Annotated in this window: 16 protein-coding genes; 9 read left to right on the top strand and 7 right to left on the bottom strand. The window is 55.5% G+C overall.

What is annotated here, in order from left to right:
- The coding region (locus APU11_RS25535) for a DNA translocase FtsK 4TM domain-containing protein (RefSeq protein ID WP_060578771.1) at nt 1-304 on the bottom strand (304 nt) is incomplete at its 3' end.
- 135 nt (nt 305-439) lie between these two features.
- Complete coding sequence (gene lrp / locus APU11_RS25540; RefSeq protein WP_000228469.1) at nt 440-934, bottom strand: leucine-responsive transcriptional regulator Lrp; 495 nt, start codon at nt 932-934, stop codon at nt 440-442.
- A gap of 544 nt (nt 935-1,478) precedes the next feature.
- Between lrp and trxB the strand changes: the two genes are divergently transcribed.
- The 5 genes from trxB to infA all read left to right on the top strand — a co-directional run bounded on the left by trxB (nt 1,479) and on the right by infA (nt 7,302).
- The gene (gene trxB, locus APU11_RS25545; RefSeq protein ID WP_013097321.1) at nt 1,479-2,447 is read left to right on the top strand and encodes a thioredoxin-disulfide reductase; all 969 of its coding nucleotides are present in this window, start codon (nt 1,479-1,481) and stop codon (nt 2,445-2,447) included.
- Nucleotides 2,448-2,561: 114 nt separating this feature from the next.
- Nucleotides 2,562-4,328: a cysteine/glutathione ABC transporter permease/ATP-binding protein CydD gene (cydD, locus tag APU11_RS25550; RefSeq protein WP_013097322.1), complete on the top strand. Its 1,767-nt coding sequence runs from the start codon at nt 2,562-2,564 to the stop codon at nt 4,326-4,328.
- Nucleotides 4,328-6,049: a cysteine/glutathione ABC transporter ATP-binding protein/permease CydC gene (cydC, locus tag APU11_RS25555; protein WP_058650644.1), complete on the top strand. Its 1,722-nt coding sequence runs from the start codon at nt 4,328-4,330 to the stop codon at nt 6,047-6,049. Before cydD ends, cydC begins: the two co-directional genes overlap by 1 nt.
- A 45-nt stretch (nt 6,050-6,094) precedes the next feature.
- Nucleotides 6,095-6,799, top strand: coding sequence for a leucyl/phenylalanyl-tRNA--protein transferase (aat, locus tag APU11_RS25560; protein WP_038981359.1), 705 nt, complete (start codon nt 6,095-6,097; stop codon nt 6,797-6,799).
- A 284-nt stretch (nt 6,800-7,083) separates the two neighbouring features.
- The gene (gene infA / locus APU11_RS25565; protein ID WP_002211347.1) at nt 7,084-7,302 is read left to right on the top strand and encodes a translation initiation factor IF-1; all 219 of its coding nucleotides are present in this window, start codon (nt 7,084-7,086) and stop codon (nt 7,300-7,302) included.
- Nucleotides 7,303-7,594: 292 nt separating this feature from the next.
- Here infA and clpA read toward each other — a convergent pair whose 3' ends face one another.
- The gene (clpA, locus tag APU11_RS25570) at nt 7,595-9,874 is read right to left on the bottom strand and encodes an ATP-dependent Clp protease ATP-binding subunit ClpA (RefSeq protein ID WP_023622164.1); all 2,280 of its coding nucleotides are present in this window, start codon (nt 9,872-9,874) and stop codon (nt 7,595-7,597) included.
- A gap of 27 nt (nt 9,875-9,901) precedes the next feature.
- Complete coding sequence (gene clpS, locus APU11_RS25575; protein ID WP_006174393.1) at nt 9,902-10,222, bottom strand: ATP-dependent Clp protease adapter ClpS; 321 nt, start codon at nt 10,220-10,222, stop codon at nt 9,902-9,904.
- A 267-nt stretch (nt 10,223-10,489) separates the two neighbouring features.
- On the opposite strand from clpS, the gene cspD reads away from it, so the two are divergent.
- The gene (cspD, locus tag APU11_RS25580) at nt 10,490-10,711 is read left to right on the top strand and encodes a cold shock-like protein CspD (RefSeq protein WP_008499993.1); all 222 of its coding nucleotides are present in this window, start codon (nt 10,490-10,492) and stop codon (nt 10,709-10,711) included.
- A gap of 70 nt (nt 10,712-10,781) precedes the next feature.
- Here the strand turns inward: cspD and macB are convergent, their stop codons facing one another.
- Complete coding sequence (macB, locus tag APU11_RS25585) at nt 10,782-12,722, bottom strand: macrolide ABC transporter ATP-binding protein/permease MacB (RefSeq protein WP_058650643.1); 1,941 nt, start codon at nt 12,720-12,722, stop codon at nt 10,782-10,784.
- Nucleotides 12,719-13,834, bottom strand: a complete 1,116-nt coding sequence (gene macA / locus APU11_RS25590; protein ID WP_058650642.1) for a macrolide transporter subunit MacA — start codon at nt 13,832-13,834, stop codon at nt 12,719-12,721. The genes macB and macA overlap by 4 nt, the downstream gene beginning before the upstream one ends.
- A gap of 159 nt (nt 13,835-13,993) precedes the next feature.
- On the opposite strand from macA, the gene APU11_RS25595 reads away from it, so the two are divergent.
- Entirely contained in the window at nt 13,994-14,950 is a 957-nt protein-coding gene (locus APU11_RS25595; protein ID WP_013097328.1) for a VirK/YbjX family protein, read from the top strand.
- Here the strand turns inward: APU11_RS25595 and APU11_RS25600 are convergent.
- The gene (locus APU11_RS25600) at nt 14,947-16,605 is read right to left on the bottom strand and encodes an ATP-dependent endonuclease (protein WP_013097329.1); all 1,659 of its coding nucleotides are present in this window, start codon (nt 16,603-16,605) and stop codon (nt 14,947-14,949) included. The genes APU11_RS25595 and APU11_RS25600 overlap by 4 nt on opposite strands.
- 371 nt (nt 16,606-16,976) lie before the next feature.
- Between APU11_RS25600 and aqpZ the strand changes: the two genes are divergently transcribed.
- Together aqpZ and APU11_RS25610 are read left to right on the top strand one after the other, a co-directional pair.
- Nucleotides 16,977-17,672: an aquaporin Z gene (aqpZ, locus tag APU11_RS25605; RefSeq protein ID WP_013097330.1), complete on the top strand. Its 696-nt coding sequence runs from the start codon at nt 16,977-16,979 to the stop codon at nt 17,670-17,672.
- Between the two features lie 157 nt (nt 17,673-17,829).
- Nucleotides 17,830-18,729, top strand: coding sequence for a lysine exporter LysO family protein (locus APU11_RS25610; RefSeq protein WP_013097331.1), 900 nt, complete (start codon nt 17,830-17,832; stop codon nt 18,727-18,729).
- Nucleotides 18,730-18,864 lie beyond the last annotated feature (135 nt).

The following is an 18,864-nucleotide window of genomic DNA, read 5'->3' on the forward strand; positions in this document are numbered from 1 at the left end:
TTACAACCTCTTCATTCCCCGGCAGCGTCAGAGGTGTATAAGAGACAGTGGTATAGGCCATCACACCGAAAATGAAAAACAGGGTGTCCGCAAGCCAGGCACCGGGAACGCCGCCTAAATTATGGATAGGCTCATGCCATGCAGTTTGTGACCAGCTGGGATCTGAGGGGTTGAAACTGAGTAAGGCTGCCATCAGCCAGACGGCAAAAAGGGCAATAACAATCAGCAACGCCTCAAGGAGCCGACGTCCGCTGCTTAGCTTCGATAATGTGACTTCTTTGTCTTCAGTGTATTCCTGGCTCAAGAAAGGCTCTCCAGGTATCAGGCATATCCTGCCTGTTTGCTAAAACGGACAACAGCGCCGGGACACCCCGGCACTGTTGCTGTATGGATTAACAGGAGTGTAATCAAACTACACTGATTTTGCACCTGTTCCGTGTTAGCGCGTCTTAATAACCAGACGATTGCTCTGTTTGACCTCTTCCATCACCACATAGGTACGGGTGTCGTTCACGCCTGGCAGACGCAGCAGGGTTTCACCCAGCAGCTTACGGTAGGCGGACATATCTGGTACGCGGGTTTTCAACAGGTAGTCGAAATCGCCAGAAACCAGATGACACTCTTGAATTTCTTCAAGTTTTTGTACAGCGGCGTTAAATTGCTCAAACACATCCGGTGCACCACGATTCAGAGTAATCTCAACAAATACCAGAAGTGAGGCATCCAGATAATGCGGGTTCAGCAGAGCCGTATAGCCCTGAATAAAACCCTGTCTTTCCAGTCGGCGCACACGCTCAAGGCACGGCGTCGGGGAAAGTCCCACACGTTTTGAAAGCTCGACGTTGGAAATACGCCCATCCTTTTGCAATTCATTAAGAATGTTACGATCGATACGGTCGAGATCTTTGCCAGGGCGCTTCTTGCTATCTACCATTATTATTGTCTCTCTGTATTCCTTCCCTACTCCTGCCTGGACCCTGTGCACATCACTGTTCAGAGCCTGTACCCGTTAGTCATCACATCGCCTGGTTATCTATTAGACGCGATGCGGATTCGGGTTCTGTTGGTAAGAAGACCGTTGCCCGAAGGCAGTCACCGACATCACGTATGGCGTCTGTCCACGCCATGCGTAGATTTCACTGACCCGGTAAAAATGGCATTTACATGCATGCCTATGCGGCACACGGTTAACGCGGTTTTTTTTCTTCCTTGAATGTTTTCGCAAAAGCGCAGGGGATTGTCAAAGCAAAACATCGATTTTTAGTACAACATGCCGGATATTCATTTCGGTGGGGTATTAATCCTCATTTTATTGCCTTATAAACAAGCGAATTTAAGAAGTAAGCCTGATGTTATAGCGCTCAATTTATCGTCATTGCCTATCGTACAGATTGAGATCAACATTGCTGTGCTCTTTTTTTACGGCAACAAATTCCCTACAATCCAGCCAACTGTCTGCCAACAACAATGGGGATCTCATGGGCACGGCCAAACACAGTAAGCTGCTAATTCTTGGTTCTGGACCTGCGGGATATACCGCGGCGGTCTATGCTGCACGCGCTAACCTGCAACCGGTTTTGATTACCGGTATGGAAAAAGGCGGTCAGCTGACCACCACCACTGAAGTGGAAAACTGGCCAGGCGACCCTAACGACCTGACCGGGCCGCTGCTGATGGAGCGTATGCACGAGCATGCGGCTAAATTCGAAACCGAAATTCTGTTCGACCATATTAACAAGGTCGATTTGCAGAACCGTCCGTTCCGCCTGACGGGCGACAGCGGCGAGTACACCTGCGATGCGCTGATCATCGCAACGGGCGCTTCTGCCCGCTACCTCGGCCTGCCGTCAGAAGAGGCGTTCAAAGGTCGAGGCGTTTCTGCCTGCGCAACCTGCGACGGTTTCTTCTATCGCAACCAGAAAGTCGCGGTCATCGGCGGCGGCAACACTGCCGTAGAAGAGGCGCTCTATCTGGCGAACATCGCTTCAGAAGTGCACCTGATCCACCGTCGCGACACTTTCCGCGCCGAGAAAATCCTGATCAAACGTCTGATGGATAAAGTGGCGAGCGGCAACATTGTGCTGCACACCAACCGTACGCTGGAAGAAGTGACGGGCGATCAGATGGGCGTTGCCGGTCTGCGTATTCGTGATACCCAGAACACCGATAACGTCGAAACGCTGGAAGTGGCGGGCCTGTTTGTGGCTATCGGTCACAGCCCGAACACGGCGATCTTCGAGGGGCAACTGGAGCTGGAAAACGGCTACATCAAAGTGCAGTCCGGTATTCACGGCAACGCGACCCAGACCAGCATCCCGGGTGTGTTCGCTGCTGGTGACGTCATGGACCACATTTACCGTCAGGCGATCACCTCCGCAGGCACCGGTTGCATGGCCGCGCTGGACGCTGAACGCTACCTTGATGGGCTGGCTGAACAAGGTAAATAATCTTTACAAGTCAGTAACAAACGTAAATAAAGGCGGCGATAAGTCGCCTTTATTGTCTCCTCGTTGTAACATTGCGCTGCCCACTTTCTAATAACATCACCTGCAAAGCACGCAATGGAAAAAACCCGTCAACAAGAGTTAACACGCTGGCTAAAACAGCAGAGCGTTCTTTCCCGCCGCTGGCTCATGATTTCCCGTCTTCTGGGACTGATCAGTGGTCTGTTGATTGTTGCCCAGGCATGGCTGCTGGCCCGCATTCTCAATCATATGATCATGGAGAACATTCCGCGTGAAGCGCTTCTGCTGCCCTTCATCGTCCTGATCCTGGTTTTCATTCTGCGCGCCTGGGTCGTCTGGCTGCGCGAACGCGTTGGTTTTCATGCGGGGCAGCATATTCGCTACGAAATTCGCCGACAGGTGCTTGATCGTCTTCAGGAAGCCGGGCCCGCATGGATCCAGGGAAAACCAGCCGGAAGCTGGGCAACGTTAATTCTTGAACAGATTGACGATATGCACGACTACTACGCCCGCTATCTTCCGCAGATGGCGCTGGCCGTATGCGTCCCGCTGCTGATTGTGATAACCATTTTCCCTGTCAACTGGGTGGCAGCGCTGATCCTGCTGGGTACCGCCCCGCTGATCCCCCTGTTTATGGCGATGGTGGGGATGGGAGCAGCCGATGCTAACCGCCGTAACTTCCTTGCGTTGGGTCGCCTGAGTGGCCATTTCCTTGATCGTCTGCGCGGGATGGAGACGTTACGCATTTTTGGCCGGGGTGAAGCCGAAACGGAAAACATTCGCCTGGCGTCGCAGGATTTCCGTCAGCGCACGATGGAAGTGTTACGTCTGGCGTTTCTGTCGTCTGGCGTACTGGAATTCTTTACCTCGCTCTCTATCGCCCTCGTGGCGGTCTATTTTGGTTTCTCGTATCTCGGCGCGCTGGATTTTGGTCACTACGGCACGGCGGTGACACTGTCGGCCGGTTTCCTGGCGCTTATTCTGGCTCCGGAATTTTTCCAGCCGCTTCGCGATCTTGGCACCTTCTACCATGCCAAAGCGCAGGCCGTTGGCGCGGCTGACAGCCTGAAAACGTTCCTGGAGACGCCGCTGGCGCATCCGGAGCGGGGAGAGGTAACGCTGAACGCCAATGAACCCGTGACCATTGAAGCACGTGATTTCTCTATCCTATCACCGGAAGGGAAAGTGCTGGCTGGCCCACTGAACTTTACCTTACCCGCCGGGCAACGGGTGGTGCTGGTAGGGACCAGTGGTTCAGGGAAAAGCTCGCTGATTAATGCGTTATCCGGTTTTATGGCTTATACCGGCTCACTGCGCATCAACAAAACCGAACTGCGCGATCTCGATCCGAACGCCTGGCGAAAACAGCTCAGTTGGGTGGGGCAAAACCCGCAGCTGCCAGCCCCGACGCTGCGGGAAAATGTCCTGCTGGCTCGCCCGGATGCACGTGAAGACGAGTTGCAATCTGTTCTCGACCGCGCCTGGGTCAGCGAGTTTCTGCCGCTGCTTCCGCATGGCGTCGATACCGTTGTCGGCGATCAGTCTGCCGGGTTATCCGTGGGCCAGGCGCAGCGCGTGGCGGTCGCCCGCGCGTTGCTTAATCCATGCCAGTTAATGCTGCTGGACGAGCCTGCGGCCAGCCTGGATGCGCACAGTGAACAGCGCGTGATGGCGGCCCTGAACGCCGCCTCGCGGCAGCAAACCACCCTGATGGTCACTCATCAGCTGGAAGGCATTGCCGACTGGGACCAGATCTGGGTCATGGAAAACGGTCGTATTGTTGAGCAAGGCGATTACGCCTCTCTCGTTACCGCGCAGGGTCCTTTCGCTGCCCTGCTGGCGAATCGTCAGGAGGACATCTGATGCGTGCCCTGCTTCCCTATCTCGCGCTCTATAAACGCCATAAATGGATGCTGACGCTGGGCATCGTGCTGGCCATTGTGACCCTGCTTGCCAGCATCGGCCTGCTCACGCTTTCCGGCTGGTTCTTGTCTGCCTCTGCCGTGGCGGGGGTTGCCGGGCTCTACAGCTTCAACTACATGCTTCCGGCGGCGGGCGTCCGCGGCACCGCCATTACCCGTACGGCTGGACGGTACTTCGAGCGACTGGTCAGCCATGACGCGACATTCCGCGTGCTGCAACATCTGCGCATTTACACCTTCAGTAAACTGCTGCCCCTCTCCCCTGCCGGACTGGCGCGTTTTCGTCAGGGGGAATTGCTCAACCGTGTGGTTGCGGATGTCGACACCCTGGATCACCTCTACCTGCGCGTGATTTCTCCGATTGTCGGCGCGTTTGTGGTGATTGTGGTAGTCACGCTGGGTCTGTCGGTGCTGGATGTCGCTGTTGCGCTGACGCTGGGCGGGATCATGCTTTTGACGCTCATTATCCTGCCGCCGCTATTTTACCGCGCGGGTAAATCCACCGGAGAGAACCTGACGCGTCTGCGCGGGGAGTACCGCCAGCAGCTCACCTCCTGGTTACAGGGGCAGGCCGAACTGACGATATTTGGCGCCAGCGAGCGCTACCGTGTGCGAATGGAGAACACAGAATTGAACTGGCATGAAGCCCAGCGCCGTCAGTCTGAGCTTACCGCGTTCTCTCAGGCGCTTATGATGTTAATCGGGGGTGTCGCGGTCATCGCCATGCTCTGGATGGCGTCCGGTGGCGTTGGCAATAACGCACAGCCGGGCCCTCTGATTGCCTTGTTCGTATTCTGTGCCCTGGCGGCCTTTGAAGCGCTGGCGCCGGTGACGGGTGCCTTCCAGCATCTCGGTCAGGTCATCGCCTCCGCCCTGCGCATCACGGAGATTGCGGAGCAGGATCCGGAGGTGAAGTTCACCGCAGAGCAAACGGCCACGCCTGAGCAGGTTGCCCTGACGCTCAATAACGTCACCTTCGCCTATGACAAGCAGGCACAGAATGCGCTGGAAGGCATTAGCCTCGCTGTGGATGCGGGTCAGCGGATTGCGATCCTCGGCCGTACCGGCTGCGGCAAATCCACGCTTTTGCAGTTGTTAACGCGAGCCTGGGATCCACAGCAAGGTCAGATTCAGTTTAACGGAACTCCGCTGGCAGACTTCAGCGAACAGGCGCTGCGCAAAACCGTCAGCGTGGTTCCACAGCGCGTTCATCTCTTCAGCGCCACGCTGCGCGATAACCTGCTGCTGGCTGCACCGGAGGCCACTGATGACGTACTCCGCGCCATGCTGGAGCAGGTCGGGCTGCATAAGCTGCTTGAAGACGATGGCCTGAACAGCTGGCTGGGTGAAGGCGGTCGTCAACTCTCTGGCGGTGAGCTGCGTCGTCTGGCGATTGCGCGCGCGCTGCTGCATGATGCGCCGCTGATGTTGCTCGACGAGCCCACAGAAGGGCTTGATGCGACAACTGAAAGCCAGATCCTTGATTTACTTGCGAATGTTATGGCCGGTAAAACCGTACTGATGGTGACACACCGCCTGCGTGGACTGGCAAGTTTTGATCGGATAATTGTGATGGACAACGGACACATTATTGAGCAAGGTAGTCACGCAGAGCTGTTGACGAAACAGGGTCGCTACTACCAGTTTAAACAGCGTCTGTAGACTATATTTGTAGCGTCCTCACTCGCGTACTGGAGTTTTGCTGTCATGCGCCTGGTCCAGCTTTCTCGTCATAACATTGCGTTCCCGTCGCCAGAGGGAGCGCTGCGTGAACCCAATGGGCTGCTGGCACTTGGCGGCGATCTCAGCCCTGCCCGGCTCCTGATGGCCTACCAGCGCGGCATATTCCCGTGGTTTTCACCTGGCGACCCTATTTTATGGTGGTCTCCCGATCCGCGCGCCGTGCTCTGGCCCACGCAGTTTCACCTGAGCCGCAGCATGAAGCGTTTCCACGCAAAATCACCGTACCGGGTCACATTGAATCACGCCTTCGGTCAGGTGATAGAAGGGTGTGCGGAAGACCGTCATGAGGGGACATGGATCACCCGCGATATCATCACTGCCTATCATCAACTGCACGAGCTTGGCTACGCCCACTCCATTGAGGTATGGGAGGGTGGCGAGCTTGTTGGCGGTATGTACGGCGTCGCGCAGGGGACGTTATTCTGCGGTGAGTCGATGTTCTCCCGTGCGGTAAACGCCTCGAAAACGGCCCTGCTGGTTTTCTGCCTGGAGTTTGCTCAGCGCGGCGGGCAGCTGCTGGATTGTCAGGTTCTGAACGAGCATACCGCCTCCCTCGGTGCGGTTGAAATCTCCCGCCGCCACTACATTGAGCACCTGGATAACTGCCGTCAGGAGAAGCTGCCGCGCGATTTTTGGGTACCGCGGACACTCTTTATGCCCAATGTCTAAATGTTTTCCGCATATTTTTTATGAGGGTGTTATAATTATGCCGCAGAGTAGCTTCTGCCTGTTGCCCCGCCGCCGTTTGGGACCTTCGCTTCAGATAACGTCCTGACGTTTATCCTGTTGTATCCCCTTTACGAATGCGCTTTCCGTTCGGTTGTACCGTGACGCTTGGGCAATGCGCCGAAACTGTTTTGCTGCGTTTTAAACGCGCAATTCTTTACTTAATTGATGAATTTCGGCATTATCTTGCCGGTTCAAAACTTGGTAGTGATACCCCAGAGGATTAGATGGCCAAAGAAGACAATATTGAAATGCAGGGTACCGTACTTGATACGTTGCCTAACACCATGTTTCGCGTAGAGCTGGAAAACGGTCACGTGGTAACTGCGCACATCTCCGGTAAAATGCGCAAAAACTATATCCGCATTTTGACGGGCGACAAAGTGACTGTTGAACTGACCCCGTACGACCTGAGCAAAGGCCGCATTGTCTTCCGTAGTCGCTAATTGTTTTCGCCTGTAATGGCAGATGAATATTAAAAAAGGCCGGGATAATCCCGGCCTTTTTTTTATTCATGGCTTTAGTGTTGGTGTATTGTCTTCCACGGTTGTACAGAGGCGCCAATTTATGGCTGTGGATTTATCCAGAACCAACATCGAACGAAACTGGAAAGCGCCTCGCAAAATTCCTCTGCGGCATGATGCCCTCACTCACCCCAGCCCTCTCCCACAGGGAGAGGGAGAAAGACAGGCATAAAAAAACCGGGCTGATGCCCGGTTTTTAGACCTACGTAAGAAATCAGTGAGCCGCTTCCGGCTTGTGCTTCGCCGCACTCTGGAAATCGTATGTCAGTTCGTTCTTCGCTTGATCCAGTGCCACTGTCACCTGGCCGCCGTCCACCAGCGAGCCAAACAGCAGTTCGTTCGCCAGCGGTTTCTTCAGGTTGTCCTGAATCACACGCGCCATCGGACGGGCACCCATCGCACGGTCGTAGCCTTTCTCAGCCAGCCAGTTGCGGGCCTCCTGGCTCACTTCCAGCGACACGCCTTTCTGATCAAGCTGAACCTGCAGTTCGACAATGAACTTGTCCACCACCTGATGGATCACCTCGGTAGACAGATGATCGAACCAGATAATGTTGTCCAGACGGTTGCGGAACTCCGGCGTAAAGATCTTCTTGATCTCCTCCATCGCATCGGTGCTGTTATCCTGGTGGATCAGGCCGATGGATTTACGCTCGGTTTCACGGACACCGGCGTTGGTGGTCATCACCAGCACCACGTTACGGAAGTCCGCCTTGCGCCCGTTGTTGTCGGTCAGCGTCCCGTTGTCCATCACCTGCAGCAGGATGTTGAACACATCCGGGTGCGCTTTCTCGATTTCATCGAGCAGCAGTACCGCATGTGGATGCTTGATCACCGCGTCGGTGAGCAGACCGCCCTGGTCAAAGCCCACGTATCCCGGAGGCGCACCGATCAAGCGGCTGACGGTGTGACGCTCCATATACTCGGACATATCAAAGCGCAGCAGTTCAATGCCCAGCGCTTTGGAGAGCTGCACCGTTACTTCGGTTTTCCCGACACCGGTTGGACCGGCGAACAGGAACGAACCGACAGGCTTATGCTCATGCCCAAGTCCGGCACGGGCCATCTTGATCGCTTCGGTTAAGGCCTCAATGGCTTTATCCTGACCAAAGACCAGCATCTTCAGACGATTGCCAAGGGTACGCAGCGTGTCGCGATCGCTCTGAGAAACGCTCTTCTCAGGAATGCGCGCGATACGAGCCACTACGGACTCAATATCCGCCACGTTGACGGTTTTCTTACGCTTGCTGGCTGGCATCAGACGCGCACGCGCCCCTGCCTCGTCAATCACGTCAATCGCCTTATCCGGCAGATGACGATCGTTGATGTATTTCACCGCCAGCTCCACCGCCGCACGCACCGCTTTCGCGGTGTAACGCACGTCGTGGTGCGCTTCATACTTCGGTTTCAGGCCGTTGATGATCTGCACCGTTTCCTCGACGGACGGTTCAGTGACATCGATTTTCTGGAAGCGACGTGCCAGGGCACGATCCTTCTCAAAAATGTTGCTGAACTCCTGGTAAGTGGTCGAGCCAATCACCCGGATCTTGCCGCTGGAGAGCAGCGGTTTGATCAGGTTAGCGGCGTCCACCTGCCCACCCGAAGCGGCACCCGCACCGATGATGGTATGTATTTCATCGATAAACAGGATGCTGTTGGTATCCTGCTCCAGCTGTTTTAACAGCGCCTTGAAGCGTTTTTCAAAATCACCACGGTATTTGGTGCCCGCCAGCAAAGAGCCGATATCCAGCGAGTAGATGGTGCAATCGGCAATTACTTCCGGTACGTCGCCCTGCACAATGCGCCAGGCGAGACCTTCGGCAATCGCGGTTTTACCCACGCCCGATTCCCCCACCAGCAGCGGGTTATTTTTGCGGCGACGGCACAGCACCTGAATCGCGCGCTCCAGCTCTTTATCGCGACCAATCAGCGGGTCGATACCGCCAACGCGAGCAAGCTGATTAAGGTTGGTGGTGAAGTTTTCCATACGATCCTCCCCGCCTGCTTGCTCTTCATTGTTATTGACCTGATTGCTGGGATCCGATGCCTGGTTAGGCTCGTCTTTGCGCGTGCCGTGGGAAATAAAGTTAACCACATCGAGTCGGCTGACTTCGTGTTTGCGCAGCAGGTAGGCCGCCTGCGACTCCTGCTCGCTGAAGATGGCGACCAGGACGTTTGCGCCCGTCACTTCGCTACGTCCGGAAGACTGGACGTGGAATACCGCGCGCTGCAGCACACGCTGGAAGCTGAGCGTCGGCTGTGTGTCGCGCTCTTCTTCACTGGCTGGCAGCACCGGTGTCGTTTGTTCGATGAAGGCTTCGAGTTCCTGACGTAGCGCCACCAGATCCACGGAGCAGGCTTCCAGCGCTTCGCGGGCGGATGGGTTGCTAAGCAGTGCGAGCAGTAAATGCTCGACGGTCATAAACTCATGTCGGTGCTCACGCGCTCTGGCGAAAGCCATATTTAAACTGAGTTCCAGTTCTTGATTGAGCATAGGCACCTCCCCCAATTTTATGCCTTATCAGGCCTTTTCCAGCGTACACAGCAACGGATGCTCGTTCTCCCTCGCATAGTCGTTCACCATCGCCACTTTGGTTTCCGCCACCTCGGCAGTAAAGATGCCGCAGATAGCTTTGCCACGATAATGAACGGTAAGCATCAGTTGCGTTGCACGTTCTACATCATAAGAAAAGAACTTTTGTAGCACGTCAATAACAAATTCCATCGGCGTGTAATCATCGTTCATTAACATAACTTTATACATAGATGGCGGTTTTAGCGCGTCACGCACTTTGTCTTCCGCCAGCTGGTCAAAATCCAGCCAGTCGTTGGTCTTACCCATTTTGCATAACCACTTTGAATCTACCTCAGATGTTAGATAACAATCATCTATTACTGTCATCCGCGATGTCTGTCACAAACTGTTGCAATAGCGTTAACTGCTTCAAACTTTGGTTGATTATTGTCCCATCTCCAGCGCCAAACGCTTGACGATGTCTTTCGATTCTCTAAATTGTACAAGCGTGAGATGGCGAGGTTTTGAACAGCCCCCACTCCACCACCGGTTCATTCCATCTTAACTTATAAGATTTACGAAGGATGTCGAAGCATGGAAATGGGTACTGTTAAGTGGTTCAACAACGCCAAAGGGTTTGGCTTCATCTGCCCCGAAGGCGGCGGCGAGGATATATTCGCTCACTATTCCACCATTCAGATGGATGGTTACAGAACGCTCAAAGCCGGGCAGTCCGTCCGGTTCGATGTACATCAGGGACCCAAAGGCAATCACGCAAGCCTTATTGTACCGATTGAAGCAGAAACGGTTGCTTAGCTCTCTGTTTTATTGTGTACATCCCGCAGTCAAAATGCCAGCCCGATCGGCTGGCATTTTTATTTTCGGGTTATTCCCGAGCCAGCGCATCCACCGGATCCAGCCGCGCCGCGTTGCGGGCCGGGAGCCAGCCAAACAAGATGCCGGTAAAGGTCGAGCATAAAAATGCGGTAAGAATGGCCACCGGTGAAAACCCAATCTCCCAGCCGGGTAAGAAAATCTGCAGGGCAAAGGCGATCATCATCGACAGCGCAATCCCCATGGCGCCGCCCACCAGACACACCAGCACCGCTTCAATCAAAAATTGCTGCAGTACGTCGCTGGCTCTGGCCCCGACCGCCATGCGAATACCAATTTCCCGGGTACGTTCCGTCACCGAGACCAGCATGATATTCATTACCCCGATACCGCCAACGACCAGCGAAATCACCGCCACCAGCGTGAGGAACAGCTGAAGAGTACGTGTGGTCTTTTCCGCCGTTTTCAAGAGGCCGTCCATATTCCAGGTGAAGAAATCCTTCTTCCCGTGACGCAGGGTTAACAGCCGCTCAAGCTGCTGTTCGGCCAGCGCGCTGTCATAGCCCTCCTTCACGCGAACAGTGATGGAGTTCAGCCATGACTGCCCCATAATCCGCCCGGAAATGGTGCTGTACGGTAGCCAGACCCGCAGGATCTTGCTGCTGCCAAACATGGACTGCTTCTCTTCCGCCACGCCAATCACGGTGGCTGGCATGTTCCCTACAAGAATCACTTCGCCCACGACGTTGGTTTTATTGGGGAAGAGCTGTCTGCGCGAGTTCGCGTCCAGTACCACCACCTGCGCCCTGCCCGCCAGCTGTTCGGCGTTGAAGGTCGCCCCTTCGCTGAAGGTCATGCCGTAGACGTTGAAATAATCTCCGCTGACGCCGTTCGCGCTGGCGGCAACGTCCACGTTACCCACGCGCAGGCGAAGGTTTTGCGACACGGCAGGCGTCGCCGAATTGACCCACGGCTGTTTCTGAATGGCCGCCAGATCGTCGTATTTCAACGCCTGCTGATACTGCGGTTCGTCATCACCAAAGTCTTTCCCGGGATAGACGTCAATGGTGTTGGTCCCGATAGCGCGGATATCCGCCAGCACCAGCTGTTTGGCTGCATCGCCCACCACCACAATCGACACCACCGATGCAATACCGATGATGATCCCAAGCATGGTCAGCAGGGTGCGCATTTTATTGGCCGCCATCGCCAGCCAGGCCATGGTCAGCGCCTCGCAAAAACCGCTGGAAAACTGTCCCCAGCCGGTTGCAGCAGGCAAGGCTTCTTTTGGCGCGGCCGCTCTGGACGCACGCGGTGGCGGGTTGCTCACCAGCTCGCCGTCGTGGATCTCGATAATGCGCTCAGCCTGCGCCGCCACCTGCGGATCGTGAGTCACGATAATGACCGTGTGCCCCTGATCGCGAAGCTGATGGAGGATCGCCATCACCTCTTCACCGGAATGGCTGTCGAGCGCTCCGGTGGGTTCATCGGCCAGGATCACCTGCCCGCCGTTCATCAGCGCACGGGCAATACTCACGCGCTGCTGCTGACCGCCAGAAAGCTGCGAGGGCTGATACTCTACCCGCTCCGCCAGACCAAGACGCGTTAACAGCGCCTGCGCGCGCGCAAGGCGTTTCTTGCGCTCCACGCCTGCATAGACCGCCGGGACCTCCACGTTCTGCGCCGCACTCAGGTGAGAGAGCAGATGGTAACGCTGAAAGATAAAGCCGAAGTGTTCCCGACGCAGCTTTGCCAGCGCGTCGCCGTCCAGAGTGGAAACGTCCGTTCCGGCCACGCGGTAGGTACCGCTGGTCGGTTTATCCAGACAGCCAAGAATGTTCATCAGCGTCGATTTACCGGAACCCGACGCGCCAACAATCGCCACCATCTCGCCCGCTTCCACGCGCAGGGAGATGCCCTTCAGCACCTCCACCGGACCATCGCCCGACGGATAGCTGCGACGAATATCAGTCAGCTCAAGCAACGCCGTCATTTCGCCGCTCCGGGCAGGGTTTCGCTGGTGACCACCTCGTCACCCTCTTCCAGCCCTTTCACCACCACCACGTCGGTATCGTTGCGTGCGCCAATCACCACTTCACGCTCGCGCGTTTCGCCGTTGCGTAACACCTTCACCTTATAGCGGTTATCCCCGGCGGATTCCCCCAGCGCAGAGAGCGGAACGGTCAGCACGTTTTTTACGCCGGTCAGCTGAATATGGACCTGCGCGGTCATATCCAGACGCAGCACGCCCTGCGGGTTGGGGACTTCAAAACGGGCATAGTAGAAGATCGCGTCGTTCACTTTTTCCGGCGTAGGCAGAATGTCCTTCAGCACGCCTTCATAGCGCGTCTGCGGATCGCCCAGTACGGTGAACCAGGCGTTCTGCCCCGGCTTAAGATGGATAACATCCGCCTCGGAAACCTGCGCTTTCACCAGCATAGTGCTCATATCCGCCAGCGTCAGAATGTTCGGCGCCTGTTGGGCGGCAATCACCGTCTGACCCTGAAGCGTGGTGATCTGGGTCACTTCCCCGGCCATGGGCGCCACAATCTTCGTATAATCGAGGTTGGTTTTCGCCGTATCCAGCGAGGCCTGGTTGCGCTTGATTTGCGCGTCAATGGTGCCAATCTGCGCCTGTTTCACCGCCAGTTCGGTGGCGGCCGTGTCGAGATCCTGTTTCGAGATCGCCTGCGTTTTGGCCAGCGCCTGCTGACGCGTCAGGGTCACCTGGGCAAGATTACGTTCCGCCAGCGCCTGCGCACGCTGCGCGCGCAGCTCCATCAGCGTGGCTTCCACTTCCCGGATCTGGTTTTCAGCCTGTTCCGGGTCGATAACGCCGAGCAGTTGCCCCTTTTTCACCTTATCGCCAATCTCAACGGACAGCGTTTTTAACTGCCCGCTAACCTGTGCGCCCACGTCAACCTTGCGCAGCGCATCAAGTTTGCCGGTCGCCAGTACGTTTTGCTGCAATTCACCCGGACGGACGATCAGCGTTTGATACTGCGGAACCGGCGCGTTGAGCACTTGCCATAACCAGTATCCGGCCGCTATCACCGCTATCGCCAGCAGCAGAAACCACTTTCTGCGTTTTCCCTTGAGGTTCATAAATATTCCAAATAATTATTCTGGCTTACATCAACGTCGATTCTATCTAAACCACTCCTCAACGAAACCCCTGAATTCAGGAAATGCCTGGATTTGTTGACACAACGTTGACAAAGGGCCTGCTGAAATAACGCCATTCCATAAGAAGCAGGATCTCACATGTCTTCCATCGTCGATACACCGTATTCCACTCTGTCGCAGCCTAAATCCGGCTGGCAGCTGTTTAAAAGCCTGGTCACTGGCGCCATTACGCCGGGCCTGGCATGGCAAAATCCCGCCTATCGACGTAAGTTTGCGCTTCGCACGCTGGCCACACCGCTCAGCACCGCACGTCTGCTCTCAAGCCTGGCAAAGCAGCCCCGTTTGATGCAAATGCTGCAGGTCCAGCCTGGCCTGCCCTGTCGCCTGCATCGCCCTTGGCTGACCGTGAATATGGATCGCCCGCATGCGCTGGAAGCCCTGAACTGGCACTACCAGACCATGAGTGACCACCTGCCGGCCGCGCTGCTCAAAGGCTATCTTTCTAAGCAGGGCGTGACGCTCCTGACCTTAACCGGTAAGGATGAACAGCAGTTTACCGTTCGGTTGTGCGCCGATGCGTTCCTGGATAAAGAGGGAGAAGCTACCCTCTTTTTCAGTGACCATCAGGATACCGTGCTGGCGGAAATAACGTTTACGCTGTGCCCGTTTGAAGGCAAAAGCACGCTCTTTATCGGCGGTCTGCAGGGGGCGAAAGCCCACGTTCCGCATGAGCTGATCCAGAAGGCAACCAAGGCGTGCCATGGCCTTTTCCCGAAACGTCTGCTGGTTGAAGCGGTTATGACGCTCGGCAGCGCCTTTCCGGTGGAGCAGATTGTGGCGGTGAGTAATGCCACCCACATCTATCGCAGCTGGCGATATCGCAAGAAAAAAGAGGGGAAACTGCTGGCGGATTACGACAGCTTCTGGATCTCCCTCGGCGGACACAAACAGGATAACGGTAACTTTGAACTGCCGCTTGCCATGCCGCGTAAGTCCATGGAAGAGATTGCCAGTAAAAAACGCGCGGAATATCGCCGCCGCTATGAGCTGCTGGATAGCCTGACGGAGCAGGTCACCCAGGCAACCCGGCGTTAATCGGCTTTCCCGCGTGCCAGCCACAGGACGCGGGAGAACATTTTACGCAGCAGCGTAGGCACCGATTCGATCCCTCTCCGCCCTGCTTCTGTTGCCACTTCAATGGCTAAATCCGGTTTTGAAGAGCGGTGGATCGCTTTGGCGATCACGCGCCGCATGTTCATCGGCACATCGACCGGCACCATCGCTATCCTGTGGAACACGTCATCGAACCCCTGGCGGTACATAAAGTGCTCCATGTCCATGGCGGGCAGCATGGTTAAATGATCCCGCTCTTCTTCTCGCTCATCGTTCAACAGGCTGCGCACGGTGGATGCGTATTTTTTACCCGCCTCATCGCCGTCGACCAGCACGTGCCATTCTATGCCCATCCGCCGGGCGAATTTGATCAGCGGCTTTAACCCTGACTGCGCAAACTCGATGACCTTAATCCCCTCCGCATCAAAATGGTGGCCGCACTGGCGCGCCAGCTCGTTGATGACCCAGGTCTCGGTTTCCCCCTCCACCAGAAGCCAGCAGCGGGCAAAAAGCGACGAGGCGCGATTAAAGCGGATATGAAACGCAATACGGCGACCATCCTCGGCATTCATCCCTCCCGGCCCCAGCCGGTAAGCAGAAACGCGCGATGATTCACGCACCAGGCGGCAAACATACTCGACCGGCGTCAGCGACAACAACTCGCCGGAATTGGTGGTGGTAATGCGCTGAAGCGGCAGCAGATTCAGCAGGTGCCAGGCAACGGAGAGCATGATGGGGTGCAGACGTGTTTCCGGGTCTTCCACCAGCAGCAGCGGACGCGCATCGCGATCCAGACGAACGGTTCCCTTGGCCTGCAGAAGAGTGGAAAACAGCCCCAGCAAAATCACCCGATGAGTGCGTCCGCCGGGCCGGTCGATCATCCGGTTAATGATATCGAGATAGCGCCAGCTTCGTTGCTCATCATGGGACCGACGGCGCATCAGACGATGGCGCGACTGCGAGGTTCCCTGCTCGGAAAAATAGTGCTCCAGCAGTTGCACCATGGCAGAGAGCCCCTGGCGGATTTGCCCATCGGTGAGATTTTGCGGACGCGAAACCAGCTCGCGTGCCAGGAAATCAAGCTCGCGGGCGGTGACTTCTACTTCCGGCATATGCGGCACGGTACCGTTACGGATACGCCGCATAAAACGCGCATCGCGCAAGCGTAGCACCGGCATCAAACGAATCAGATGCCGGGCCAGCTCGTCGATATTGTCCAGTGGGATGGGGTTGCCTTTCTGGTCGAGAAATTCACGCAGGGTCAGCACCCCTTCATTCTCTGACATCTCGCCTTCCAGACGATAAAAAATACGGTGGAAGCCATCATCGCTCTGAACCCAGCACGGTGACATCGGGCGGAAGCGACGCACCCGGTGACGCCCCGGCTCGGATTCGCGGAACGTCAGAATGATATGGAGATGCTTCTCGCGGCCGTTGACATCGCCGGGCGGAAACCAGAAATCATCATGAACGAAGTGATACAAATCGCCTTCGGGCGAAAGCAGCAGCGTCAGCGCGTCCAGCAGGCTGGACTTACCCCAGGCGTTCTCGCCGATGAGGACGTTATTCTGCTCCAGCTGGAGTGACAGACGGTTTATACCGCGAAACCCGACAATTTCCACACGTTCGAGAAGCATACATCCCCCGAGAAATGATCACTTTTTCCTTTAAGTTATCAGCAGTATAGCGGGAGGATGCCGCGCAGAACACTGTCAGGCCTCCTGATTATTTTGTCTCAGCACGAAAAATTCAGAATTTACGTGCAAGGTTTCATTTGAAATAGTCTCAATAGCACCACAAACTATCGCCCGCAAATTGGACTATGATCTATTCACCTCCAGTTTGAACAAGGATTGACATCACATTGCCTTAAATCAAATTATCCGAATTTATTTAAGTGGCGAAGGGGTGTTGTTGGTTTCTAAAATAATGGCTCTTTGAGTCGTCATCCCTTTATGGCGATATATCCCGCGCGCGGGAAAGCGTGCGGTAGTTAATTGAGGTGGTTATGTTCAGAAAATTAGCAGCAGAATGCTTTGGTACATTCTGGCTGGTGTTTGGTGGCTGCGGTAGTGCCGTTCTGGCAGCAGCATTTCCGGAACTCGGCATTGGTTTTGTCGGCGTCGCGCTGGCATTTGGTTTAACGGTATTAACCATGGCCTTCGCCGTAGGACATATTTCCGGTGGTCATTTTAACCCGGCCGTGACATTAGGCTTATGGGCTGGTGGTCGCTTCCCGGCCAAAGAGGTCATTGGCTATATTGTCGCTCAGGTTGTGGGCGGTATTATTGCTGCCGCGGTGCTGTACGTGATTGCCAGCGGTAAAGCCGGCTTTGACGCCGCAGCCAGCGGTTTTGCTTCCAACGGCTTCGGTGAGCACTCGCCTGGCGGCTACTCTATGCTCTCTGCCATTGTGATTGAAATTGTGCTGACCGCCGGCTTCCTGCTGGTGATCCACGGCGCGACCGACAAATACGCCCCTGCGGGCTTCGCGCCTATCGCCATTGGTCTGGCACTGACGCTTATTCACCTGATCTCCATTCCGGTGACCAACACCTCGGTGAACCCGGCGCGCAGCACCGCCGTCGCCATCTTCCAGGGCGGTTGGGCACTTGAGCAGCTGTGGCTGTTCTGGGTAATGCCGATCGTCGGCGGTATTCTGGGCGGCGTGCTGTATCGCACCCTGCTGGAAAAACGCGATTAATCTTTCCCTCCCTCTCCCTGTGGGAGAGGGCCAGGGTGAGGGCAACAGGCCGGGTAAGGCGCAGCCGACACCCGGCTTTCTTTTGCCGCTTTACTGAACAGCCTTTATTGGGTAGTGTCTCTGGCGCTCAACAGCTACTCACAAGGACCGGTTGTTCATGTTCTCAGGACTCCTCATTATTCTGCTGCCCCTTATTGTGGGCTATCTTATCCCGCTGCATCAGGCATCGGCATTACGGCTTATCAACCGTTTTCTCAGCTGGATTGTTTACGTCATTCTGTTCTTTATGGGGATTAGCCTGGCCTTTCTGGATAACCTGGCGACCAATCTGCTTTCCATCCTGCATTATTCTGCGGTCACTGTTGTGGTTATTTTGCTCTGCAATATCGCCGCCTTATTCTGGCTTGAACGCACTATTCCGTGGAAAAACCATCACCATCAGGAAAAACTGCCTTCCCGAATTGCGATGGCGCTGGAATCATTAAAACTGTGCGGCGTCGTGGTGCTCGGTTTTGTCCTTGGACTCACCGGATGGCCTTTTTTGCAGCACGCCACCGAAGCCAGCGAATATACCCTGATCTTCCTGCTGTTCCTTATTGGTATCCAGCTACGCAATAATGGCATGACCCTGAAACAGATTGTCCTGAATCGTCGGGGAATGATTGTTGCCGTTATTGTGGTCGCCAGTTCAATGGTAGCAGGCGTCATTAACGCCTTGATTCTCGACCTGCCGCTCAAAACCGGCCTGGCCATGGCCTCCGGATTTGGCTGGTATTCCCTCTCCGGTATTCTGCTAACCGAGTCGTTTGGCCCTGTTATTGGCAGCGCCGCCTTCTTTAACGACCTGGCGCGGGAGTTAATCGCCATCATGCTGATCCCGGGTCTGGTTCGCCGCAGCCGCTCTACCGCGCTGGGTCTGAGCGGGGCGACGTCGATGGACTTTACCCTGCCGGTATTACAACGCTCTGGCGGGCTGGAAATGGTGCCCGCCGCCATCGTACACGGCTTTATTCTGAGCCTGCTGGTGCCTGTTCTGATGGCCTTTTTCTCCGCCTGATACCTCTCTGGCGGTAGGGTTCCTGCCGCCAAAATTGCGCTAAATCAATCTCCCTCTACTTTGTCAAAAAAAGCCCTTTTCACCGCCCGGACACAGGCATAACCTTAAACATGTATATCAAATATAACTTTAACA

The organism is Enterobacter sp. 50793107 (assembly GCF_001463365.1).
Lineage (GTDB): Bacteria > Pseudomonadota > Gammaproteobacteria > Enterobacterales > Enterobacteriaceae > Enterobacter > Enterobacter cloacae.

Coding starts and splice junctions, on each gene's coding strand:
- clpS (WP_006174393.1), bottom strand. CDS start 10,222: ATGGGTAAGACCAACGACTGGCTGGATTTTGACCAGCTGGCGGAAGAC.
- macB (WP_058650643.1), bottom strand. CDS start 12,722: ATGACGGCGTTGCTTGAGCTGACTGATATTCGTCGCAGCTATCCGTCG.
- aqpZ (WP_013097330.1), top strand. CDS start 16,977: ATGTTCAGAAAATTAGCAGCAGAATGCTTTGGTACATTCTGGCTGGTG.
- APU11_RS25610 (WP_013097331.1), top strand. CDS start 17,830: ATGTTCTCAGGACTCCTCATTATTCTGCTGCCCCTTATTGTGGGCTAT.
- aat (WP_038981359.1), top strand. CDS start 6,095: ATGCGCCTGGTCCAGCTTTCTCGTCATAACATTGCGTTCCCGTCGCCA.
- trxB (WP_013097321.1), top strand. CDS start 1,479: ATGGGCACGGCCAAACACAGTAAGCTGCTAATTCTTGGTTCTGGACCT.
- cspD (WP_008499993.1), top strand. CDS start 10,490: ATGGAAATGGGTACTGTTAAGTGGTTCAACAACGCCAAAGGGTTTGGC.
- infA (WP_002211347.1), top strand. CDS start 7,084: ATGGCCAAAGAAGACAATATTGAAATGCAGGGTACCGTACTTGATACG.
- APU11_RS25595 (WP_013097328.1), top strand. CDS start 13,994: ATGTCTTCCATCGTCGATACACCGTATTCCACTCTGTCGCAGCCTAAA.
- cydD (WP_013097322.1), top strand. CDS start 2,562: ATGGAAAAAACCCGTCAACAAGAGTTAACACGCTGGCTAAAACAGCAG.
- APU11_RS25600 (WP_013097329.1), bottom strand. CDS start 16,605: ATGCTTCTCGAACGTGTGGAAATTGTCGGGTTTCGCGGTATAAACCGT.
- cydC (WP_058650644.1), top strand. CDS start 4,328: ATGCGTGCCCTGCTTCCCTATCTCGCGCTCTATAAACGCCATAAATGG.
- macA (WP_058650642.1), bottom strand. CDS start 13,834: ATGAACCTCAAGGGAAAACGCAGAAAGTGGTTTCTGCTGCTGGCGATA.
- clpA (WP_023622164.1), bottom strand. CDS start 9,874: ATGCTCAATCAAGAACTGGAACTCAGTTTAAATATGGCTTTCGCCAGA.
- lrp (WP_000228469.1), bottom strand. CDS start 934: ATGGTAGATAGCAAGAAGCGCCCTGGCAAAGATCTCGACCGTATCGAT.